The sequence below is a fragment of the Sporosarcina sp. FA15 genome (genome assembly GCF_051550195.1).
Classification (GTDB): domain Bacteria; phylum Bacillota; class Bacilli; order Bacillales_A; family Planococcaceae; genus Sporosarcina; species Sporosarcina psychrophila.
Map to the genome: position 1 here is coordinate 3,815,960 of NZ_CP188818.1, position 23,676 is coordinate 3,839,635.

General features: G+C 43.1%; 22 protein-coding genes. 19 read left to right on the top strand and 3 right to left on the bottom strand.

Annotation, left to right across the window (positions count from 1 at the left end; genetic code table 11):
* Positions 1 to 104: 104 nt before the first annotated feature.
* Entirely contained in the window at positions 105 to 1,271 is a 1,167-nt protein-coding gene (locus ACP8HG_RS17975) for a S1C family serine protease (RefSeq protein ID WP_421102063.1), read from the bottom strand.
* A gap of 134 nt (positions 1,272 to 1,405) precedes the next feature.
* Here ACP8HG_RS17975 and ACP8HG_RS17980 point away from each other — a divergent pair, with 134 nt between their 5' ends.
* From ACP8HG_RS17980 to ACP8HG_RS18015, 8 genes are all read left to right on the top strand, one after another.
* On the top strand, positions 1,406 to 2,401 hold the full coding sequence (locus tag ACP8HG_RS17980) for a LacI family DNA-binding transcriptional regulator (protein WP_438297499.1): 996 nt from the start codon (positions 1,406 to 1,408) through the stop codon (positions 2,399 to 2,401).
* Positions 2,402 to 2,491: 90 nt separating this feature from the next.
* Positions 2,492 to 3,772 (top strand): histidinol dehydrogenase, encoded by a 1,281-nt coding sequence (hisD, locus tag ACP8HG_RS17985; protein ID WP_067204627.1) that lies wholly within the window; start codon positions 2,492 to 2,494, stop codon positions 3,770 to 3,772.
* Positions 3,773 to 3,803: 31 nt separating this feature from the next.
* Complete coding sequence (locus ACP8HG_RS17990; RefSeq protein WP_187046443.1) at positions 3,804 to 5,117, top strand: GntP family permease; 1,314 nt, start codon at positions 3,804 to 3,806, stop codon at positions 5,115 to 5,117.
* Positions 5,118 to 5,193: 76 nt separating this feature from the next.
* Entirely contained in the window at positions 5,194 to 6,126 is a 933-nt protein-coding gene (locus ACP8HG_RS17995; protein ID WP_438297502.1) for a 3-hydroxyacyl-CoA dehydrogenase family protein, read from the top strand.
* Positions 6,127 to 6,138: 12 nt separating this feature from the next.
* Entirely contained in the window at positions 6,139 to 6,903 is a 765-nt protein-coding gene (locus ACP8HG_RS18000) for an SDR family NAD(P)-dependent oxidoreductase (protein WP_340741259.1), read from the top strand.
* Positions 6,904 to 6,924: 21 nt separating this feature from the next.
* Positions 6,925 to 7,692 (top strand): 3-hydroxybutyrate dehydrogenase, encoded by a 768-nt coding sequence (locus tag ACP8HG_RS18005; RefSeq protein WP_354313324.1) that lies wholly within the window; start codon positions 6,925 to 6,927, stop codon positions 7,690 to 7,692.
* Positions 7,693 to 8,000: 308 nt separating this feature from the next.
* Entirely contained in the window at positions 8,001 to 9,542 is a 1,542-nt protein-coding gene (gene adh, locus ACP8HG_RS18010; RefSeq protein ID WP_340741261.1) for an aldehyde dehydrogenase, read from the top strand.
* Positions 9,543 to 9,818: 276 nt separating this feature from the next.
* Positions 9,819 to 10,175 (top strand): DUF779 domain-containing protein, encoded by a 357-nt coding sequence (locus ACP8HG_RS18015; RefSeq protein WP_340741262.1) that lies wholly within the window; start codon positions 9,819 to 9,821, stop codon positions 10,173 to 10,175.
* 53 nt (positions 10,176 to 10,228) lie between these two features.
* Here ACP8HG_RS18015 and ACP8HG_RS18020 read toward each other — a convergent pair whose 3' ends face one another.
* The gene (locus ACP8HG_RS18020; RefSeq protein ID WP_338654046.1) at positions 10,229 to 10,621 is read right to left on the bottom strand and encodes a thiol-disulfide oxidoreductase DCC family protein; all 393 of its coding nucleotides are present in this window, start codon (positions 10,619 to 10,621) and stop codon (positions 10,229 to 10,231) included.
* A 194-nt stretch (positions 10,622 to 10,815) separates the two neighbouring features.
* On the opposite strand from ACP8HG_RS18020, the gene ACP8HG_RS18025 reads away from it, so the two are divergent.
* The 5 genes from ACP8HG_RS18025 to bioB all read left to right on the top strand — a co-directional run bounded on the left by ACP8HG_RS18025 (position 10,816) and on the right by bioB (position 14,017).
* A complete protein-coding gene (locus ACP8HG_RS18025) occupies positions 10,816 to 10,998 on the top strand; it encodes a hypothetical protein (protein WP_340741263.1) in 183 nt (60 codons plus the stop codon).
* 638 nt (positions 10,999 to 11,636) lie between these two features.
* Positions 11,637 to 12,023 (top strand): hypothetical protein, encoded by a 387-nt coding sequence (locus tag ACP8HG_RS18030; RefSeq protein WP_067204654.1) that lies wholly within the window; start codon positions 11,637 to 11,639, stop codon positions 12,021 to 12,023.
* Positions 12,024 to 12,080: 57 nt separating this feature from the next.
* Positions 12,081 to 12,266 carry a histidine kinase gene (locus tag ACP8HG_RS18035; RefSeq protein ID WP_156475936.1) on the top strand — a complete coding sequence of 62 codons (186 nt, stop codon included), beginning with the start codon at positions 12,081 to 12,083 and terminating at the stop codon, positions 12,264 to 12,266.
* A 148-nt stretch (positions 12,267 to 12,414) separates the two neighbouring features.
* On the top strand, positions 12,415 to 13,011 hold the full coding sequence (locus tag ACP8HG_RS18040; protein WP_067204657.1) for a biotin transporter BioY: 597 nt from the start codon (positions 12,415 to 12,417) through the stop codon (positions 13,009 to 13,011).
* Position 13,012: 1 nt separating this feature from the next.
* Positions 13,013 to 14,017: a biotin synthase BioB gene (gene bioB, locus ACP8HG_RS18045; protein ID WP_067204660.1), complete on the top strand. Its 1,005-nt coding sequence runs from the start codon at positions 13,013 to 13,015 to the stop codon at positions 14,015 to 14,017.
* A 41-nt stretch (positions 14,018 to 14,058) separates the two neighbouring features.
* Here the strand turns inward: bioB and ACP8HG_RS18050 are convergent, their stop codons facing one another.
* Positions 14,059 to 14,643, bottom strand: coding sequence for a GNAT family N-acetyltransferase (locus ACP8HG_RS18050; RefSeq protein WP_067204662.1), 585 nt, complete (start codon positions 14,641 to 14,643; stop codon positions 14,059 to 14,061).
* A gap of 224 nt (positions 14,644 to 14,867) precedes the next feature.
* Here ACP8HG_RS18050 and ACP8HG_RS18055 point away from each other — a divergent pair, with 224 nt between their 5' ends.
* The 6 genes from ACP8HG_RS18055 to radA all read left to right on the top strand — a co-directional run bounded on the left by ACP8HG_RS18055 (position 14,868) and on the right by radA (position 23,661).
* A complete protein-coding gene (locus tag ACP8HG_RS18055) occupies positions 14,868 to 16,568 on the top strand; it encodes a hypothetical protein (RefSeq protein WP_438297508.1) in 1,701 nt (566 codons plus the stop codon).
* A 675-nt stretch (positions 16,569 to 17,243) separates the two neighbouring features.
* Positions 17,244 to 17,714: a CtsR family transcriptional regulator gene (locus ACP8HG_RS18060; protein ID WP_067204668.1), complete on the top strand. Its 471-nt coding sequence runs from the start codon at positions 17,244 to 17,246 to the stop codon at positions 17,712 to 17,714.
* A 32-nt stretch (positions 17,715 to 17,746) separates the two neighbouring features.
* Entirely contained in the window at positions 17,747 to 18,301 is a 555-nt protein-coding gene (locus ACP8HG_RS18065; protein WP_067204672.1) for a UvrB/UvrC motif-containing protein, read from the top strand.
* Positions 18,291 to 19,379: a protein arginine kinase gene (locus ACP8HG_RS18070; RefSeq protein ID WP_067204675.1), complete on the top strand. Its 1,089-nt coding sequence runs from the start codon at positions 18,291 to 18,293 to the stop codon at positions 19,377 to 19,379. The genes ACP8HG_RS18065 and ACP8HG_RS18070 overlap by 11 nt, the downstream gene beginning before the upstream one ends.
* Positions 19,380 to 19,730: 351 nt before the next feature.
* On the top strand, positions 19,731 to 22,205 hold the full coding sequence (locus tag ACP8HG_RS18075; RefSeq protein ID WP_067204678.1) for an ATP-dependent Clp protease ATP-binding subunit: 2,475 nt from the start codon (positions 19,731 to 19,733) through the stop codon (positions 22,203 to 22,205).
* Positions 22,206 to 22,284: 79 nt separating this feature from the next.
* On the top strand, positions 22,285 to 23,661 hold the full coding sequence (gene radA / locus ACP8HG_RS18080) for a DNA repair protein RadA (protein ID WP_438297511.1): 1,377 nt from the start codon (positions 22,285 to 22,287) through the stop codon (positions 23,659 to 23,661).
* Positions 23,662 to 23,676: the final 15 nt, after the last annotated feature.

Below are 23,676 nucleotides of genomic sequence, written 5' to 3' on the forward strand. Positions count from 1 at the left end.
CTCCTGTTGCACTGCCATTCCTTTCAAGGTAAATCGAAAACGAGAAATTAGCAACTGCAAACACCCCTCCCATGGAATGAAGGAGAGGTGTTTGGACGAATATATTAATTTGCCGTGGATACATTGCTCGTAAGTAAAACGTCAACCGTTTTCAACTCGGAACCGCGATAAATCGTAAATGTTGCTTTGTCACCGACAGCAAGATTCGTGTACAAGAACTTCCGTAGCTCTGTTGAGTTCTTCACTTCAGTACCATTAATCGCTGTTATTATATCTTCTACATCGAGGCCCGCTTTTCCTGCTGCAGATTCAGGATCAATATTTGCAATTACCACGCCAGCTTTAATTTCACTCGGAAGACCTTGCAAATAGGTCCGTGGCACCTGATCAAGATCCGCAAGTCCAATCCCGATATATGGGCGTTCAACTTGTCCATTTGTTGTCATTTCTTCAATTAATGGAATGACTTCGTTACTTGGAATCGCAAAGCCAAGTCCTTCGACACCACTTTCAGAAATTTTTAAGCTGTTAATGCCAATGACTTGTCCTGCTGCATTGAGGAGTGCGCCACCGCTGTTCCCGGGGTTAATGGCTGCGTCCGTTTGGATTACATTCATTTCCCATTCGCCCGCAGAAGTCTTCACGTTGATGGACCGATTGACTGCACTAACAATCCCTTGGGTTACTGTACCGGAGAAGTCGAGGCCAAGGGGATTACCGATGGCGATGACATCGTCTCCTGCACGAAGTTTATCGGAGTCGCCGAATTCTAGGGAAGTGTCTGCATACTTCGCATCGATAGTTAGGACAGCGAGGTCACTTAGTGCATCTTTTCCAACGAGCGTAGCCGTTGTTGTCTCTCCGCTTTCAAGTGAAACCTCAAGCTTTTCTGCGCCTTCGATGACGTGGTTATTCGTCACGATAAATGCTTTGTCACCATCTATTTTATAAATGACACCCGAACCGGAACCGCTCTTGGTACTTTCAGCTTGCTGTGAAAAAGGATTATTCCCTTTTTGGTAATTGACAATCCCGACAATTGCACCGGAAGACTGTTCTACCATATCGGAAAGTGACGGTATATCTTTAGTGCTTGTTTGCTGTACATTATAGGGAACCGTATCCGTAGTGACAGGTACCACTTCAGCGGAACCGCCTTGTAGTAGATCTGTATTGACTACGACCGCTAACGTTAATACCGAACCAATAACACCTGCTCCTAGTGTTGCTAAAAATCGTTTACCCGGTTTGTTTCTATTTTCTGTCTCCATGATAATTCCTCCCGTTTCATCTGATACTCTTTATTCTAGTTGGAAAATATGAACAAACTATTACCAAGAAGTTAACGATTGATGAAGTAGCTGTTTTGAGGGTATAGTTGAATCAATAATATGATTCCAAAGGTGTGAGTGAAGTGCAAAAGTTAATTACTGCGATGGATGTCGCAAAACATGCGGGCGTATCTCAATCGTCTGTGTCCAGAGTTTACTTTGAAGGTGCCACAGTGTCTGCGAAAACAAGGGAAAAGGTGCTAGCTGCCGCGAAAGAATTAGGCTATCGGCCAAATGAGTTGGCGAGGAGTTTAATTACGAATCGAACGAAAATCATTGGTATAGTGATGAAGGGTATTCAAAATCCTTTTTATCCTCAAGTTTTAAAGCAATTTACAACGACCTTTAAAAGTTTGGGCTATAGCATTATGTTTGTATACACGAATAATGACGAAATACAAAAAGAAGATATCGATATTTTATTTAATTATAATGTTGCAGGTGTCATTATTACAGACGCGTCACTGTCTTTAAATGCTATAGAAGACTTTAAAAGATATAAAATTCCTTTGGTGCTTTTTAACAGAAAAATCGCGAGTAATGATTTTTACTCTGTGTGTTGTAATAATTTAGAGGCAAGTAAGGAAATTGCACAATTTCTTGTTGATAAAGGTAGTTCGGATATCATTTATATTGCAGGGAATCAAAATACATCGACAAGTAAAGAGCGGGAACAAGGCTTTACTGAAGCTCTTACGAAAAATAACATTGCCCTGAAAAGGATTGGATCGGATTATACATATGAGGGCGGATATAAAATTGCCCAGCAAGTGATAAATGAAAATGGAATTCCAGATTCATTTTTTGTGGCGAACGATATCATGGCGTTAGGCGTGTTGGATGCACTTCGTGAAAGTTCGATTGCTATTCCAGAAGCTACGAAAGTAATTGGGTTTGATAATATTGAAATGGCTTCGTGGCCGACGTATAGTCTAACGACTTGGGCACAACCGATTAATGAAATGGTAAATCAAACAGTCAGTTATTTAATGTCGGAAATAGAGGAGTACACAGGTTTTGCTGACAATATAGAGGTAAATGGGATTTTAATCGAGCGTAAAACGACATAAAAAAAGGTTGACTTCCTAGAGTATTTGAAATACTCTTTACCTATAAAGTGCTTTGCATACGTATGCAAGAAAGAAAGAGGAGGAAATAAAATGGTTAGAGTATTGAAAGCTGGTAAATCACAAGAAGAATTGACTAAAAACAATCTTGAAGTATCGAAAATTGTAGCGAATGCTATTCAAGAAATTGAGAATAGAGGAGACGAAGCGGTTCGTGAGTTCTCCGAGAAATTTGATAAATGGTCGCCTGAGGCATTCAGATTAACCGAAGAACAAATTAAAGAAATCGTAGCGCAAGTACCTGCGGAAGTAATCGAAGATATTAAATTTGCTCAAAAGAACATTCGTGAATTTGCAGAAGCGCAATTAGCGTCAATGAACGATGTAGAAGTAGAAAACATTCCAGGCGTTATTTTAGGGCATAAAAATATCCCTGTAAGCAGCGTCGGCTGTTATATTCCTGGTGGACGTTACCCTATGGTTGCTTCTGCTCATATGAGCGTGTTGACAGCAAAAGTTGCTGGTGTCAAGCGTGTAATCGCTTGCACGCCGCCAATTAACGGTGAAATCCCGAATGCGACAATCACGGCAATGTATTTGGCGGGTGCGGACGAAATCTATTTATTAGGTGGAATCCAAGCGATGGCTGCTATGGCGATTGGAACTGAAACGATCCAATCTGTCGATATGATTGTCGGGCCTGGAAACGCTTTCGTGGCAGAAGCAAAAAGACAATTATTTGGTCGCGTAGGGATTGACTTGTTTGCTGGACCTACTGAAACATTAGTTGTTGCGGATGAAACAGCAGATGCTGAAATGATTGCTACGGATATTCTTGGTCAAGGTGAACACGGTCCAACATCTCCAGGTGCCTTAATCACGACTTCTGAAAAACTTGCTTATGAAACTGTAGAAGAAATCGAAAGACAACTTAAAGTGTTACCAACTGCTGACGTTGCACGTGTTTCATGGGATGATTACGGCCAAATTCTGTTAGTGGATAGCATTGAAGAAGCGCTTGTAGAAGCCGACCGACTAGCGTTTGAACACGTTGAAATTCTAACAGCAGATCCGAATTATTTCTTAGAAAACATGACAAATTACGGTTGTCTATTCCTAGGGCCTGAAACGAACGTTGCATACGGCGATAAAGTGATTGGAACGAATCATACATTACCAACAAAAGGCGCAGCCCGTTATACAGGCGGTCTATGGGTAGGTAAGTTTATCAAAACGGTAACGTACCAAAAAGTGACACCTGAAGCGAGTGCTTATATCGGCGAATACGCAGCGCGTCTCTGTCAATTGGAGAACTTTGCTGGCCATGCTGAACAAGCACTATTACGAGTAAGAAGGTACGGAAAGAAAGCATAATTTCTTTTCTGCAGAGGGGGCAGGCGATTCGATGTTAGGGATGATAGGGTTATTTGGGGGACTAGCATTATTGATTTATTTGACAATGAAGGGCATGAACTTACTAATTGCTGCTCCGCTGTCAGCGCTCGTTGTTGCACTATTAAGTGGCCTTCCATTATTTCCAGGAGTACCGGATGAAGGGATAGCTAACTTTGTGACAAATTATATGGGCGGCTTTTCAAGCTTTATCGGCTCATGGTATTTAATGTTCTTGACTGGAGCAATTTTCGGTAAAGTTATGGAAGATAGCGGTGCAGCAGAAAGTGTTTCGAAATGGATTGTAGGCAAGCTTGGTATGAAACGGGCAGCTCTTGCTGTTGTAATCGCTTGTGCAATCCTGACGTATGGGGGAGTTAGTTTATTCGTCGTTGCATTTTCTGTTTATCCAATGGCCATCAGTTTGTTTAAAGAAGCAAACTTACCAAGAAGATTCATTCCAGCGACATTAGCATTTGGATCTACAACGTTTACCATGACTTCTGCGGGTTCACCAGAAATTCAAAACTGGATTCCAATTGAGTTCCTGGGAACAACTGCGTATGCTGGATGGCAAGTAAGTGCAATTGTAGCTGCATTTATGGCGATCTTCGGCTATTGGTGGCTGAAAAAAATGATTTCAAAAGCGTTGGCAAAAGGCGAACACTTTGTTGATAGAGAAACGGATCATCATGAGGTGAGGGAGCATTTACCGAGTCCATTGTTAAGTGTAATTCCCTTACTTGTTGTTTTGATCATCTCATTTATATTCCATAACTCATTGGGAACATCAGCGTTAATTGTTGCTCTTACGAGTGGTGTAATCGCAACGTATTTAATCAACAGAAAGTATTTCTCGAACTTTGGGAAAGCGGTTTCAGAAGGAACAATGGGTGCAGTTATTGCAATTGCCAATACAGCCGCGGTTGTAGGGTTTGGCGGAGTCATAAAAGCAACGCCCGCGTTTGGTGACGCTGTTAGTTTTATGACGGCTATACCAGGTAGTCCTCTCATAGGAGGAGGACTTGCTGTAGCAGTTATTGCAGGTTTAACTGGATCATCATCAGGTGGACAGGCGATTGCTTTACCGTTGCTTGCACCGCATTATTTAGATTTGGGTGTCGATCCGGATGCGTTACACCGTGTGGTCGCAATTTCTTCAGGCTCTTTGGATTCATTGCCACAGGGCGGTTATGTTGTAACGACAATTCGTTCAATTGCTGGCGAAACGCATAAAGACGCATATCCTGCGTTTGGCGCATTAACGGTCATAGTACCAATACTCGGCGTCGTGTTAGCTGTCGTATTATTCTCATTAGGCATGTAAGTAATAGATACCCAACAAGCTAATTGTTATAGTTTGTTGGGTATTTTATCATATCGAAAAATGGAGGTAGACCGTTATGGAAAAACTAGCAATCATCGGTTGTGGCACGATGGGACATTCAATTGCGCTATCAGCAGCGTGGGCAGGGATAGAAGTCAAAATCTCTGGTATGAATGAACAAGACCTAGCAACAGCAGACAAAGGGCTTCGCAATAAATTAACGGTGATGGTACACAATGATTTATTTAATGAAGCAATGGCTGAGGAGATTCGTAAGCGCATTGTATTTTCAACTTCATTAGAAGAGATTGTAAGAGAGGCGACTTTTATAATTGAGGTCATTCCAGAGAATAGTCAAATGAAGCGGGAATTGTATAAAGAGATTGAAGCAATATGTGGTGAAGATACTGTTCTTGCGAGTAATACGTCTGGATTCACGCCAACTTCTTTAGCGGTAGAAATGGAGTACCCGAATCGTTTTATCGTTACACATTTTTGGAATCCGGGACATTTAATCCCCCTTGTCGAAGTGGTTAAAGGAGAGAAAACTGATCAGGAAACGATTGAGCGTGCTATGAATTTATTGAACGAAATGAATAAAAAGCCGATTTTGATAAACAAAGAAGTCCCGGGATTCATCGGGAACCGGCTGCAGTATGCTTTATTCCGCGAGGCACAATCGCTGCTTGATGAAGGGGTTGCTACGAAAGAAGATATCGATGCAGCTGTGACGTATAGCATTGGGAGACGTTTGCCGATAACGGGACCGTTAATGACTGCAGACATGGGAGGCCTTGACGTTTTCTCGGCGATTTCAAATTACTTGTTTGAAGATCTTAGCAATGAAAGTAAATCGGGAGTTCACTTATCAAATCTAGTCAATCAAAAGAAGTTTGGCGATAAGAGTGGTGAAGGATTCTATATGTGGGATCCAGAAACTTCTGAAACAATCAATGCAGAGCGGGAGAAAACGCTTATTCACTTCCTAAAAAACGATCGGAAAGAGTAGGAGGATGTTAATATGAAACCATACTTTTCAGATTTAGAAAACAAAACGGTTATTGTAACGGGCGGTAGTAAGGGTATTGGAAAAGAAATTGCCCGGACATTCGCTGAACTAAAAGCGAATGTCGTGATCGTAGGTCGAGATGAGAATGCACTACATAACACGCTAGTGGAATTACACCAATACAATACGAAATGTAAATCGATTCAAGCGGACTTAAAGGATATCAAGCAGGTTCGGGCGATGGTTGATGAGGTAGCGGCCCAATTTGGAACGGTAGATGTATTGGTGAACAATGCGGGGGTTAATATCGCTAAACCGGCGATAGAAGTGACGGAAGATGATTGGGATCAAGTGCTCGATACAAATTTAAAATCTACGTTCTTTTGCAGTCAGGAAGCCGCTACTTACATGATTCCGCAACGCAGTGGGAGGATCATCAATATCGTATCCCAAATGGCTTTTGTTGGTTATTATAATAGGGCGGCGTATTGTGCAAGTAAAGGTGGAGCGGTTCAACTGACAAAAGCGTTGGCAGTCGAATGGGCGCAAAGTGGAATAAATGTAAATGCCGTTGCTCCGACATTTATTGAAACAGAATTGACGACTAAAATGTTTGAAGATGAAGCATTTAAAAATGATGTAGAAAGTCGAATTCTCTTAGGCAAACTGGCACAACCGGGAGATATTTCAGGAGCGGTTCTTTACTTGGCATCGAACCTATCAAATTTTGTTACAGGTGAAACGATTAAAGTAGATGGTGGATGGACAGCAATCTAAAAGGTAAAGGTGGCAAAGAATATGATGCAAGATCAAGTGTTATTTATAACTGGAGCAGCAAGGGGAATCGGATTCGATATTGCAAAGGCATTTTCTGATGCTGGTGCTAAAGTTGTTATCTCTGATTTAACGCAACAAGCCGTCGATGAAGCACTTTCCAAAATTGAAAAAAATGTCGAAGGAATTGTCTGTGATGTTACAAAAGAAGAGGACATCAAAAAGGCAATTGAATTTACGGTTGAGAAGTTTGGGCGGATTGATATTCTTGTCAACAATGCGGGGATGCAACATGTATCATTTATCGAAGATTTCCCTACTGAAAAGTTTGAACTGCTTGTGAAAATTATGTTGACTGCACCATTTATAGCCATCAAACATGCACTGCCTCATATGAAGAAACAACAGTTTGGAAGAATTATTAACATGGCTTCTATTAATGGCGTCATTGGATTTGCTGGAAAAGCTGCTTACAACTCCGCAAAACATGGGGTAATTGGTTTAACGAAAGTAGCTGCTCTCGAATCGGCTGCAGATGGAATTACTGTCAATGCGATTTGTCCAGGGTATGTCGATACGCCATTAGTGAGGAACCAGTTTGCTGACCTTGCAAAAACAAGAAATATTGAAGTTGAACAAGTTTTAGAAGAAGTACTATACCCATTAGTTCCTCAAAAAAGACTGCTCGATGTGAAGGAGATAACGGATTTAGCTTTGTATATTGCAAGTGACTCCGCAAAAGGTATGACTGGACAAGCGATTATTTTGGATGGCGGCTACACAGCTCAGTAAAACCAGTGTTATTTAAAGGACCAACTCGTAAGTCGATTTATAGACTGATGGGAGGGTCCTTTATTTTACCCCGCACGGATAATAAAGTAGCCTCCGATGAACCTGTCAATCTATGTCGAACGATTTAAAAGTCTAGTAGTTGAAATAATCAACATAGTCTGACAGAATAAGAGGACAAGCTTCTTTTTTATTTCAAGTCTGTTGTAAGCGCATACATTAATTGTTTCTGGTAGAGGCGCATACGGAGGAAGTTTGCGACATATAGTGGCATTGTGTGAAAAATTCAACTCACAGGGAGGAATGGAAAAATGGTACAAGCGGTAGAAAATCAGATTTATGCTTTTCCGAATACGGAAGGTGCGAAAGTAAACTTTAAAGAACGCTACGATAACTTTATCGGTGGAAAATGGACAGCACCGGTTAAAGGGGAATACTTTGATAACGTGACGCCGGTAACGGGGAAAGTATTTACAGAAGTAGCACGCTCGACTGCAGAGGATGTTGAACTTGCGTTGGATGCGGCACATGCTGCAAAAGATGCTTGGGGCAAAACGTCTGTTACGGTACGTGCGAATACGTTACTGAAAATTGCTGATCGCATTGAACAAAACTTAGAAATGCTAGCTGTTGCTGAAACGTGGGATAACGGCAAAGCGGTTCGTGAAACATTGAATGCAGATCTGCCGCTTGCTATCGACCATTTCCGCTATTTTGCTAGTGCAATCCGTGCGCAAGAAGGTGGAGTTAGTCAGATTGACGACGATACTGTAGCGTACCATTTCCATGAGCCAATCGGTGTCGTTGGACAGATTATTCCGTGGAACTTCCCTATTCTGATGGCGGTATGGAAACTAGCGCCAGCACTTGCTGCAGGAAACTGTGTCGTGCTGAAGCCTGCTGAACAGACACCGGCATCGATTCTTGTACTTATAGAATTGATAGAAGATTTATTACCTCCGGGTGTTTTGAATGTCGTGAACGGTTTTGGTCTTGAAGCAGGTAAACCACTTGCATCGAGCTCACGTATCGGGAAAATTGCATTCACAGGTGAAACGACAACGGGGCGTCTGATTATGCAATACGCTTCACAAAACGCAATCCCTGTCACACTCGAATTAGGTGGTAAATCACCGAATATCTTCTTCGAAGACATTATGGACGAAGACGATTCGTTCTTGGACAAAGCAGTAGAAGGCTTCGTCATGTTTGCACTGAACCAGGGTGAAGTATGTACATGCCCATCGCGTGCATTGATTCAAGAATCCATTTACGATAAATTCATGGACCGCGCAATTGAGCGCGTAAAAGCGATTAAAACTGGAAATCCGCTTGACCCAACTGTCATGATGGGTGCGCAAGCGTCAACTGAACAGTTGGAGAAAATTCTTTCCTATCTAGATATCGGCAAACAGGAAGGTGCGGAATGCCTGATTGGCGGAGAGCAAAATCAGCTTGAAGGCGATTTGAAAGACGGCTACTACGTCAAGCCAACTGTCTTTAAAGGGAATAATAAAATGCGGATTTTCCAGGAAGAAATCTTTGGTCCTGTTGTTTCGGTTACAACGTTCAAAACAAAAGAAGAAGCGCTTGAAATTGCGAACGATACGCTATACGGCTTAGGTTCGGGTGTCTGGACGCGCGACATGAATACGGCATATCGTTTCGGTCGCGGCATCCAAGCGGGGCGGGTCTGGACGAACTGTTATCACATGTACCCAGCGCATGCTGCGTTCGGTGGTTACAAAGCGTCCGGTGTTGGACGTGAAAACCACTTAATGATGTTGAGCCACTACCAACAAACGAAAAACATGCTTGTTAGCTACAGCGAAAACAAACAAGGTTTCTTTTAATTTCATTCAGCGGGGGTTCAAACCCCGCTGAATTGTGGATCTCAGACTAAGAACGCCGCGTCCTGCGGCAACGTCTGAATGACCAACATCCTGTTGGCCCAAAGCCTCCGGCGGATGTCACAGATTTTGAAGGGAGTTAAGGAAGGCAGTCTAAGTTCGCGACTTCCTGTCGCAACGACTGCATGACCTACATCCTGTAGACCTCAAGCTCAATTCAAAATCTGGACGCAATCACGCCGAGGCGTGATTGATTCGAAAAGGAGGGAGGTAGTGCGGATGACGGAACGCGTACTCGCAACTGACGCTGCACTGGAACTCATTGCGTTTTTGGTAGAGAAACACGGTCCACTCATGTTTCACCAGTCGGGCGGCTGCTGTGATGGCTCATCGCCAATGTGTTATCCGAATGGGGAACTGATTATAGGTGATCAGGATGTCCTACTTGGTACTATTGGTGAAACACCGTTTTATATGCACAAAAACCAATTCGAGTATTGGAGGCATACACAGCTAATCATTGACGTTGTCAACGGTCGCGGCGGCATGTTTTCACTCGAAGGTGTTGAAGGCAAACGCTTTTTGACCAGGTCACGTGCGTTTACGGCTGAGGAAAACAAAGAGCTACAGGTGTAAGTGAATAACAAAAGGGCCCTCGATGAAAAATCGGCAGGCCCTTTTGTCGTTGGTTAAATAAAGCGTTTCCGCTGTTCTGGCGATGGCAACATACACGCATCTTCTTTCTTGCCAAACCATTTATAGCGATTTATAGCGACGTAGTTATATACGCCGTCACGGATTTTACGTGGTACGAGTATAAATAGGAAGAATAGATGCCATAATCCGTCCAGTTTTTTTGCGATACGGAGCGCTGCTGAAGACTTGGTGAACGCTTTACCGTTTTCAATCAAAACCAAGCTGTCAACGTCTTCCGGGATAGCATATTTTTTCGTGAGTTCCAGTCCTTTTTCGCTTTGTAATGAAGTAAATAGAAAATGATTGGCAGGATCTCGCTTTATAATGAACTGCACACTTGCATCACAAAAATTACAAACACCGTCAAATAAAATAATTCTTTTCATAAAATAACCTCCCGGCGTACTTATCTTCTATAGTATAGCCTGTTAGTGAATCGATAAAACGTGAAAGGTGTTACTATTTACATGTGACAGAATATTTAGTATAATGGTAGTGAAAAGAAATGGAACATGCTATAAACGTTTGGATGTTTTCCACCGCATTTAGCCCCGGCAAAATGATGAGAGGATGATAGACTATGGAACGTTTACCTATTGAATCGTCAGAAATGGAGCTTAGGACTAATAAGGATTTCATCGCCAAATTAAAAATGATTGGCGAAGGTGGTCCAATTTATGAGCAATATGAAATGCTTGAGAAAAGAAGAGAAAAGTCCGATTCCTTCGAGGATGAAAAAAAACTTCCGCGTGATTACCAATAACTAAACCTCACAGCGATGTGAGGTTTTTCTGTTTTTTAATGCTCTATATAGGTTGAAATAAAGAGCTTCGATGAGGCGGAACGAAAAGGGCAAGTGTGAAGAATAATGATTATGAATGGTATTATGGCGAGTTATTCAGTCGCATTGCTGACATTTGTGTTATGGATGAATTTTAATATTGATTATGATAGATCTCTCGTCCATAAAGTAATACTGGCTTTTCTGATTGCCAGTTCTATCAGCCCACTCTTTCTAGTGACTCGAGTGTTTCTATACTACAGAAGAATGCGTAATGCAGGAGTTCAAGACTAAGCGCTATAATCTATATTGAATATACGAATACATGTGGAAACTGGGTGAAGGCGCCTTAAAAGGGGCAGCCAACCGAACAACGAAGAGTTCGGTTTGTATAATTTTTGCGTACTTTGCATAAATTATACAGTTTATACCAAGAAGAAATTCTATTATTTCCTGTGTCCGCAATGGGAGGCAACCCCGAGCGCCACAGCGGATTTGAATGGAATCTTTATTTCAACATCTGTAGTTAGTAGATTATCCAATATTCATTAAAGTTCATAGTGTCTATCGCCCGTTTGTCTTCCTTCTTTTCACATCTACTAGAAGGAGGAGGTGATAGTATGATGCAACAAGGTAATTGGCAGCAGCCAAATTGTCATCAAGGGAATATGATGGGTGGCAATCAAGTACGCCCGGTAGTATGTCCGACGCAGTATCGTTGTCACGATCAATTTGTACCGCGTGAAGTTCCTTATATCCATCCGATCGTCAATGTGAATCGGGTGCATAACGTTGAAATTCCACGTCACTATTTCACAGAAACAACACAGAATGTGATGGGGCAAACACTCCCTGCTCGACCAGGTTTCGGTCCAGGAATGGGCGGAATGGGTCCAGGTATGGGACCAGGAATGGGCGGATTCGGTCCGCAAGTTGGCGGTATCGGTAATCGTCCTGGCTGTGGACATCGTCCCGGTTGTGGCTGTGGAAATCGCCGCGGCTGGTGATAGGTCAGATTTATGGTAGAATAAAGCTACCATAATGATATACAGTAGGTGAGTTTGTTGAGAGCTTTTAAATTTGTCATTCCAGTCATGCTGCTCGTTGGAGGGTTTGGCTGGATGAAATTGACGAAAGAATTCCAAGAAGTGCCCGGATTAACGCGCTTGGCTATTATAATTGGTGCGATGATTTTGAGCGGGATCATTTCTTACTTTTTATTTCCAAAAGACGAAGGCGAAAAATCCTGAAGAGAGACCGATAGCGAATTTGCTATCGGTCTTTTGTTTATTTGCTAATACGTCATTTGCGTTAACTTGATTTAAATATTTGTTGACTCATAATGTGTTATCTATTATTCTGTTAAAGATAACATAAACTTTAGGGGTGTATCAGATCATGACAACAGCTACAGTAAAAACAAAAAGTAAAAGCGCAATGAGTCCGTTAACACTTGTCTACAGTGGAATGTTCGCAGCACTGATGATGATTGGCGCAAATATTACCGCATTTGTACCATTTCTAGTTGTGGGTGGTGTGCCGATTACATTGCAGACATTTTTTGCGATTCTTGCGGGACTTATTCTTGGTAGTCGCAGGGGTGCACTGGCGATGGCGGTCTATATGTTCATCGGGCTTGCGGGGGCGCCTGTATTTGCGAGATTCAGTGGTGGTTTTGGATCAATTATCAGTCCGACATTCGGATTTATCATATCTTATATTTTAGTAGCATTCATCGTCGGGAAAATCGTTGAAAAGAACGGGAAATTACATGGTTATATTATTGCTGCAATCGTTGGAATGGTTCTAAATTATGTAATCGGAACGAACTGGATGTATTATGCCTATAAGCTCTGGGCTGCGGCACCGGATGCCTTTACATACAAAGTAGCGTGGCTATGGATGGTGCCGCCACTGCCGAAAGATATTATCCTTGCCGTCCTTGCTGGAATCTTTGGACACCGTATGTATAAGGTATTGAAAGTGAGGCGTTAATATGACGAAGTATACTGAGTTAGCTGAACGTGTTCTAGTGGGACATGTCCTGACGGATGAGGAAGCCCTATCGATATTGGGGAGTCCAGAAGAGGACTTGCTGCCGCTTTTGCACGCGGCTTATATAATCCGGAAACATTATTATGGGAATAAAGTGAAGCTTAATATGATAATGAATACGAAATCTGGCTTATGCCCGGAAAACTGCGGGTATTGTGCACAGTCGATTATTTCAAAAGCGCCAATCGAAAAGTATGCCATGATGAAAAAAGAAGAAATTGTAGCAGGTGCAGCTAGAGCAGCCGAATTGAATGCAGGAACCTACTGTATTGTGGCTAGCGGGAGAGGTCCTGCGAACCGTGAACTCGAAATTGTTATCAATTCCGTGAAGGAAATCAAGTCGAAGTATGAGCATATGACCATTTGTGCATGTCTTGGACTGTTAAAACCAGACCAAGCGTCCCGATTGAAAGATGCTGGCGTCGACCGTTACAATCACAACATCAATACGTCGGAAGCCCACCATGGAAGTATCACAACGTCTCATACTTATGAGGACCGCGTAAACACGGTCGATCTTGTGAAGCAGTCGGGTATTTCACCGTGTTCTGGCGTTATCATTGGTATGCGTGAAACGAAACAAGACGTCGTCTCAATGGCACGCAGTTTGTATGCAATGGATGCAGATTCGATTCCGGTGAACTTTTTACATGCCGTGGATGGGACACCCCTTGGCGGGACAGACGAGTTAACACCGATCTATTGCTTGAAAGTACTATGCTTGTTCAGATTCATTAATCCCACAAAGGAAATCAGGATTTCCGGCGGGCGTGAAGTGAACTTACGCAGTCTTCAGCCGTTAGGGCTATACCCGGCAAACTCGATTTTTATTGGGGATTATTTGACGACAACCGGCCAGGAAAGTGAAAGAGACTATCAAACGCTGAAGGATATGGGATTCGAAATAGACTTAGAACCTTTAGCAAAACAGCCTGTTCCAGTGTGATTGAAAAATGGACATCCCATTTCGACGGGATGTCCATTTTTTCATTCAGGTGTATCAAATGGTTGCAGAATATCTCTTTTGCCTTTTGTGTGAAAAATAAGTACTTTATCAGTAGGATCGTACTTTTTACCATAAAATGTTTCATCTTTATAAGTGTGGATTTCATCGTACGTCTGTGTCATTGCATTGTAGATTTCTTCTTCACCTGAATCAGTTGGTGACCAGTATAAGATTTCAAGTACCGTATTTTCGCCTGTTGCAAGGGAGCGACGATTATAGCCGATGCGCTGTGCATGTGTGAAGTTTTCACGCGAGTAAAATTTAAGTCGTTTTGCAGTATCTGTATCTTCATAATCGACTGGCTCCACTTCAAGGAGAATCGGTTTATTCTTGGATTTTAACATTGTTAATAATTTGCTGCCAAGTCCCATGCCGCGTGATTGTGTTGAAACGAACAAGTAGTCGACGAATATAAACTTCTCGAACTCGACATACATGAGCACATGATGAGGTCCTTCATCCTTCTTATAAACACTTTTCTTGTCAGTTAGTAACGCATCCATATGTTCCTTTGACTTCATCTCTTCAACGGGGAAGTATTCATTTAGCTTCTCATACCAATTCAAAATGTGTTGCCTCCAATGGTTTATTTACCCCGGAGTTTTTTGTTTTGGATTGTGAGACCGAGGAAAAAAGAAGGGTAGTAAAAAATCCTCTATTCTACTGTATACCCATTATTTTAAATAAATAAACTTGCTCGGTTTTAATTAAGTAAATGAAACTATTTCCTAGATTATCCGTATACTTAGCTAACAACAAAAAATCTTACTCAGTGGAAAAGGGTGTATATATGTTTAATTTACTTATATTCTCAATTATTGTGGGCATCGTGTTCAGTCTAGTTATTGTCCCATTTATATTAAGTACTCAAGCGAAGCGTGGTGCGGATGAGGAAGCTGTAAGAACTCCTTTTAATAGAGGAGCTGCGATTGTTACCGTAGCTATATTATCTGCTATAGCCGTATTCGTGTTTTACTATACGACAAACATGGACCGTAACTGGACGTCTCTGTGGATGGTGCTTTTAGTCGTTACATTGCTAGGTGCTTTGTCGGCAGGTGGCAAAGACCGCAAAGTGAAATTGGTCCTGTTCCTCGGTGCACTTGTTTTTGGTGCATATATACTTAGCGCGCCGCTCTTCAACGCCGACAAGAAATACAAAGCAGTTGAAATGGATCAGCAAGTGGAGATTTCAGCGTTCGATGAAACAAAAACGCCGGCAAGTGTTCCACCGAAGTTTGCGCGCAATAAGATGAAGAAAGCATTCGGGCAAGTTCCGAATACGAGTTACTATGAGCTCGGCAGTCTGCAAATTCAAAAAGTCGATGGCAAATTTGTCTACATTGCACCCGTGGAGTTTTCGGGCTTCTTTAAATGGTGGAGTGCTGATACAACGCCTGGCTACTTTACGATGAGTGCAACAGACTCGGCTGATAACCCGAAATTTGTGAAAGCCGAAATGACGTATACACCGTCGTCCTACTTCCACAAACAAGTGGAGCGTCATATACGGATGAAAATGCCGAACCTTATTTTTTACGGGGATGTTCAACTTGAAATTGACGACGATGGAAAACCGTATTATATCCGTTCTTATGGGGAATTCATTTCCGCGCGTAACGGCTTTGATGTAAAAGGGATTGTAATGGTCGATCCTGCTAATGGTGATGTGAAAAAGTATTTGCTTGCAGATATACCTGAATTCATCGACGGGGCTGTTTCACCTGAAGCGGTCAGTTTGCAAAATAGTTACTTCGGGAACTATATCCACGGTTTCTGGAATTCAGTCGTTGGGAAGAAAGATGTCAAGTTGCCATCTGATGAAGGAACAGAGGCGAATGTAAGCCCGATTTTTGACGAGAATGGTCATATGTATTACTTCACAGACTTTACAAGTCCAAAAGAAGGTGTCGACTCGATGCTTGGCTATGCGTTGACGGATGGTAAGACAGGAAAAGCAACGTATTATTCAGGTAATCTGGAAGAGTCCTATATGGATTCGCAAGGGGCACTGCAGATTATCGAGAAGAAATTCATCGAAAAGAAATGGTCCGGCGAAATGCCGGTCTTGTATAACTTCTACGGAGAAGCGAGTTGGTTAACGCCAGTGCTCGATTCAAATGGATTCCTGCAAAATTACTTCATTGTATCAGCAGCGAATCCGGAAATATCGGTTTACGGCAATACGCCGAACGAAGCATTGAAATTGTATAAGACAGCTCTTCAGCGCGGAGGTAGCGGTGTAGATGGTAGCTCGAGTGCGGAAGAGGCGAAAGCGGCCGTAACGGTCGTGCGTGTATTCAAAGAGCGCGTCGGTGATTTTACACTTGTTTCGTTTTTAGCGGATGATGGACGCAACTTCATCGTCTCTTCGGAAGCTGTGCCACTCTCGATCTATGTTCAACAAGGCGATAAGCTTGTTGTGACATATTTAGAGACGGGTGAACTATTCTTGCCTGTGAAAGAGTTGACGAATGTTAGCGTGGAATAACGGAAATGGAGTGCAAGGCGAATTCGCCTTGCACTCCATTTTTAGTTGCTATATATGTTGAATTAAAGAATCCCATTGAATCTACTGTGGCGCTCAATAAGGAGAGAGTATTAATTGGGGGTGTGGATTGTAGAACGCTTGGCGCTTTGGGGATGCCTCTCGCCGTAAGCCTGTTAAGGCGCCTTCGCTCAGTATATATACCGGATTCAACATATATAATTATATTCAAGAAAGACGCAATCTAGGTTGCAGATTTCATCGCAGATAATGAAATGCGCTTTCTCAAATAGACCATCCAGCGAAGGCGCGACTTCGTGGTAGCCGAAGCGGTATTGGTAGGAGTTCTATTTCATTCCAAGTATTAGAATTTCCGGCGGCCTACCAATAGCCCTTGTAAAGCGCATACATCGTATTCATCTGTTCAACATATATAGTAAACTATAAAATCTCGTACAGTGGATAACCTGCAAAAGGAGCAATTCCACGTCCGAACTCTTATGCTTCTGAACAGGCGCTTCCACTTTTGTTTTTTCGTACGGTTAAAACGTATTGTCACATGCCGATACTTGTTAAGTCTGGTGCGTATCGATTGCGGAACATGCGGAATATCATGTACAATCAAGTCAAAGATAGTCAAAGTCAACGGCTTATCCCCCGTATGAAAGAGGTGAGGGTATGAGAAACATTTCCGACATTATTGAAGGATATTTGAAAGCAATAATCGAAGAGGGACAGTGTGGAACCATCGAAATTAAGCGCAATGAAGTCGCTGAAAAGTTCCAGTGCGTCCCGTCTCAAATCAATTACGTTATTAAGACCCGCTTCACGGCGGAGCGTGGTTATGCGGTTGAATCGAAGCGTGGAGGCGGTGGCTACATACGTATTTTCCGCGTTCAGGCGAATTCCCGTAAAGAATTGATAGAACATATTTTAGGCGGTATCCAATCGGGAGCCTCTTATACGATGGCTTTAGATGTCGTTTACAGACTAATTGAAGAAGAAGTCATAACGGAGCGCGAATCAAAGCTCATTCTTGCTGCGGTTGATAGAAGAACTATCCATCAGCCACTTCCAGACCGCGATATCATGCGTGCACGCATTTTACAAGCAATGCTCTTGACGCTTATTTACGAACAGCGTAACTAATCACCAATCCAACTGATATGAGGTGGCTTTCGATGATATGTGAAAATTGTAAAGAACGAACTGCGTCCATTACGATTACGCAAGAAAGTGTAGTCGGATCGCTGGAACGCCATTTATGTGAGAAATGCGCATTTCAATCACAAACATTCCATTTCGACCCCAATCAAGAGCCGTTGTCCATTCAGCAGTTCCTATCTCACTGGTTTAGCGGTTCTGATCCTTTCCAGGCACAACCGCAAACGCGGGGAGAGTCGTTTGAAGGACCCGAATGTCCCTCATGTGGTTTAACGTTTCCGAAGTTCCTCGATATTGGGAAGTTTGGCTGTGCCGACTGTTATGACACATTTCGTGGCAGCTTACCGCAAGTTTTTGGCAAGCTTCACAATGGCCATTCAACTCATACCGGGAAAGTACCGGTTTCATTTAATGAAATATATGCAGTTAAAAAGAAAATTGAAGAGATCCGAGTGAAGATGAAAGAGGCAGTAGAAGCTGAGCATTTTGAAGAAGCGGCAGCTTTGCGTGATGAAGCGAATACACTAAAGCAACACCTTTCCCTTGGAGGTGAAGAAAACGATGTCGATTGAAAAATTCATGCGTGATGCGGTAACCCCTTGGATGACTGCTTACGGAGAGCACTCAGACATCGTTATGTCGACGCGAATTCGACTTGCACGCAACTTGACAGGCTATCGTTTTCCTATCGCGTTCACTGAAGAAGAAGCGATGGCGGTAGACAGAGCGGTTACGGGTGTTTTGCTTGATACCATGCAAAGTGGCTATTCCTATACTAAGATGTCCGATCTACCTGCATTGGAACGCCAAGTACTTGTTGAAAAACATCTGATCAGTCCGCAACTCGCAATTCCTGACAGGCATGGCGCAGTTCTTCTATCAGAAGACGAGACCATAAGTGTCATGGTGAATGAGGAGGACCATATCCGCATTCAATGCATCTATCCTGGGTTACAGCTTGAGGATGCCTATAAACAGGCTGATCAGGTTGACGATTACCTTGAAAAAGAACTGCCGTATGCTTTTGATGAAGACTTTGGTTATTTGACAAGCTGTCCATCGAATACGGGAACCGGCATGCGCGCATCTGTGATGATGCATTTACCGGCACTTACAATGACGAAGCAGATTGATCGTATTATCCCGGCTATCTCACGGCTTGGAATCATCGTCCGAGGGAGTTATGGCGAAGGAAGTGAAGCACCTGGCAATGTCTATCAAGTGTCAAATCAGACGACGCTTGGTAAAACGGAGCAAGAGATTCTCGCGGATCTTGGAAACATTGCATCTCGGTTAATTGGGCATGAACGGAAATCGCGGGAATTGTTACTTTCAAAGTCGCGAATTGCGCTTGAGAACAGGCTATTCCGTTCATTGGGTACAATTAGTTATGCGCGACTATTACCGTCAGGCGAGGCAGCACGATGCCTTTCGGACGTCAGACTCGGTATCGATCTTGGCATCATCCAGGACGTTGACATGTCGATTTTGAACGAACTGATGATATTCATGCAGGCAGGTTTCCTACAACAATATGCAAGCACGGAGTTATCACAAGAAGAACGGGATATATTCAGAGCGAAACTGTTTCGAGAACGACTCAATGTAGAGAAATCCTCTCCTCCGACTGAGATTAATACTGAAGAGTGAGCAGGTATTTTGCACATTGTCTTTTGTTTAGGTATAGTTAGGTCAAAGATAGTCAAAGTCAATTTTGCCAATAAAGGAGTTCCTGCGTGTTCGGTTGAATACGTATAAAAGGGTGGTTGTTTTCTTACCTCTTTCTAGAGAGGAATGAAAACATAAGGTTTACTGCATGGATTGGTGTCTAGACACCAGCCCCTAGGCCCATGTGCAATGGGAGGGACTGAAATGCATTCCTCCTACCTGTCGAGGCTGAACGGCGCCTTGCGCTTTTCTAGAAAAGGAATTCATTTGAGTAATGTATGGTTTTTTGGGGAATTGATTGTATATATATAGTATAGAAGGAGAGGACTGAATATGATGTTTAATCGATTTACACAGCGTGCACAGAAAGTATTGCAACTTGCCCAAGAAGAGGCAATCCGGATGAAACACGAGTCCATTGGAACAGAACATATTTTACTTGGACTTATTCGTGAAGGCGGAGGTATTGCTGCAAAAGCGCTTGAAGCGATAGGTGTCAACTTTGAAACAATCGTACAAGGTGTAGAAAAACTTGTAGGTGCTGGAACAAAGGATGTCGGTCCAATCGTTCATTACACACCTAGAGCAAAAAAAGTTATTGAATTATCCGTGGATGAGTCACGTAAGCTGGGTCATTCTTATATCGGAACAGAGCACATCTTGCTAGCACTTATCCGTGAAGGTGAAGGGGTTGCAGCGCGTGTCTTGAATAACGCTGGCGTTAGTCTGAATAAAGCGCGTCAACAAGTACTTCAGTTGCTGGGAAGTAATGATAGCTCGGCTACAGGTCAAGGCGTTTCGAATTCTGCTGCAACGCCGACATTGGATAGCTTGGCACGTGATTTAACGGAAGTGGCACGTGAAGGCTTGCTCGATCCGGTTATCGGACGTAGCAAGGAAATTACACGTGTTATTGAAGTATTAGCACGCCGAACGAAAAACAACCCAGTACTTATTGGAGAACCAGGTGTTGGTAAGACTGCAATTGCTGAAGGACTCGCACAGCAAGTCATTAATAACGAAGTGCCGGAAATTCTCCGTGACAAACGTGTTATGACACTCGATATGGGAACAGTCGTCGCGGGTACGAAATACCGTGGTGAATTCGAAGATCGCATGAAAAAAGTAATGGAAGAGATTCGTCAAGCGGGCAATATCATCCTATTCATCGACGAACTGCATACGCTGATTGGGGCAGGAGGAGCTGAAGGTGCAATCGACGCATCTAATATCCTGAAGCCTTCGCTGGCACGCGGTGAATTGCAATGTATCGGTGCAACGACGCTTGACGAATACCGTAAATATATTGAAAAAGACGCTGCGCTTGAACGACGCTTCCAACCGATCCAAGTCGACGAGCCAACTGTCGATGAAACAATCCAAATTCTCCATGGCTTGCGTGACCGTTACGAAGCGCATCACCGTGTGAAAATTACAGATGAATCAATCGAAGCGGCTGCTAAAATGTCGGATCGTTATATTTCTGACAGATTCCTTCCGGATAAAGCGATTGACTTAATCGACGAAGCGGGTTCAAAAGTACGCCTTCGTTCATACACGACACCGCCTAACTTGAAAGAGCTGGAATTGAAATTAGAAGCAATTCGTTCTGAAAAGAATGCAGCTGTCCAAAGCCAAGAATTCGAAAAAGCGGCATCGTTCCGCGACAAAGAACAAAAGATGAAAGAAGAACTTGAAACAACGAAAACAGATTGGAAAGAAAAGCAGGGTCAAAAAGAATCCGAAGTGACAGTTGAAGATATCGCAGAAGTTGTAGCGATGTGGACTGGAATACCGGTATCTAAAATAGCTGAAACGGAATCTGCAAAACTGCTCAACATGGAAGAAATGCTACACGAACGTGTCATTGGCCAAAGTGAGGCAGTAACTGCTATTTCCCGGGCAATACGACGTGCACGTGCAGGTTTGAAAGATCCGAAACGTCCGATTGGTTCGTTCATTTTCCTTGGACCAACAGGTATCGGGAAAACGGAATTGGCAAGAGCGCTTGCGGAAGTCATGTTTGGCGATGAAGATGCAATGATTCGTGTTGACATGTCCGAGTACATGGAGAAACATTCGACATCGCGTCTAGTCGGTTCACCACCAGGGTATGTCGGCTATGAAGAAGGCGGACAGTTAACAGAAAAAGTTCGTCGCAAACCTTATTCGGTAGTCTTATTAGATGAAATCGAGAAAGCTCATCCGGATGTCTTTAACATTCTCCTTCAAGTACTGGAAGATGGCAGATTGACGGATTCAAAAGGACGCTTAGTAGATTTCCGAAACACAGTTCTTATCATGACTTCCAATGTAGGAGCACAAGAATTGCGGAAAAATCGTTATGTCGGATTTAATCTGGGAGATGCGGGACGCGATTACGAAGGCATGAAATCAGCGATGCTTGAAGAGTTGAAGAAAGCGTTCCGTCCCGAGTTCTTAAACCGTGTGGATGAAATGATTGTCTTCCATGCACTTGAAAAAGAACATTTGCGTAAAATCGTCTCGCTTATGTCGAATGAATTGACGAAACGTCTAGGCGAACAAGAGATTGAACTAGAGTTGACAGATGAAGCGAAAACCAAAATCGTTGATGTTGGTTATGATCCGGAATATGGTGCTCGGCCACTACGCCGCGCTATCCAGAAACACATTGAAGACCGTTTGTCTGAAGAACTTCTAAAAGGAACAGTACTGGTAGGTAGTAAAGTACTTGTCGATGTGGTTGATGGAGAGTTTGTCGTCAAGACAGGAATCGACGCTGAACAACCGAAAGTTGCGAAAAAAGAAGAAGTACTCGAAAAATAAAGTGTGAACTGGATAGTCCATCCCACCGACAGTTCTTTTCGGTAGGAATGGGCTGTCCTTTTCGTGTTCGGAGGATTCCATGGCAAAAAGAAAATCGAAGTTTATGTGTAAATCATGTGGTTATGAATCGGCGAAGTGGATGGGGCGGTGCCCAGGTTGCGGAGAATGGAATACGATGGAAGAGGAAGTTGAAGTAGCCGTTCAAAAAGGGCCACGTGGTGCATTTCAGCATACAGAGGGCGTCCGTCAAAAGGCGCTGCCTATCAGTTCAATCGAGATGATAGTAGAACCAAGAATTGGCACAGACTTGGAGGAGTTCAACCGCGTTTTGGGTGGCGGAATTGTCCCCGGCTCACTTATTTTAATCGGTGGAGATCCGGGTATAGGAAAGTCGACACTCCTTCTTCAAGTATCTTCACTGTTGGCGAACAAAGGGCAACGTGTTCTTTACATTTCAGGTGAGGAATCAATTCGACAGACAAAACTACGTGCAGAACGACTTGGCGTAAAATCAGATGAACTTTATATTTATGCAGAAACTGATTTGGGATTAATTCACGAAACGATAGCGGATGTGAAACCGACGTTTGTCGTTGTGGACTCCATCCAGACCGTACATCATCCCGAAGTAGCATCAGCACCAGGAAGTGTATCTCAAGTGCGTGAATGTACAGCTCAGCTGATGCGCATTGCTAAAACGCAAAATATTGCTATTTTCCTTGTTGGCCACGTAACGAAAGACGGGCAGATTGCAGGACCGCGGTTACTTGAGCATATGGTGGATACAGTTCTTTATTTTGAAGGGGAGCGGCATCATACTTACCGAATTTTACGCAGTGTGAAAAACCGTTTTGGCTCTACGAATGAAATTGCGATATTTGAAATGTTGCAGTCCGGTTTGAAAGAAGTACTGAATCCGTCCGAGCTATTCCTTCGAGAAAGATCCCAGGGGGGAGCGGGTTCAACGGTTGTTGCATCTATGGAAGGAACCCGGCCGATTCTCGTTGAAATTCAAGCACTTGTCACACCATCTAGTTTTAACTATCCAAAACGTATGGCTACTGGGCTCGATCAAAACCGAGTGTCATTGTTAATGGCTGTACTTGAGAAACGTATGGGGATGCTGTTGCAGGCTCAGGATGCCTATATTAAAGTGGCGGGCGGCGTGAAGTTGGATGAACCGGCAATCGACTTGGCTGTGCTAATGAGCATCGTTTCCAGTTATCGTGACTTGGCGGCTGGTTTGTCTGACTGCTTTATCGGTGAAGTCGGGCTGACGGGTGAAGTACGACGAGTATCGAGAATTGAACAACGTGTGACCGAAGCCGCAAAACTCGGGTTCGAGCGTGCGATTATTCCCGCTTCAAATATTGGCGGTTGGGAATATCCGAAAGGCATTCGCGTAATAGGCGTAGAAACAGTCAGTGATGCACTGAAAATTGCATTTAAAGATTGAGTAGAAGACGGGGCT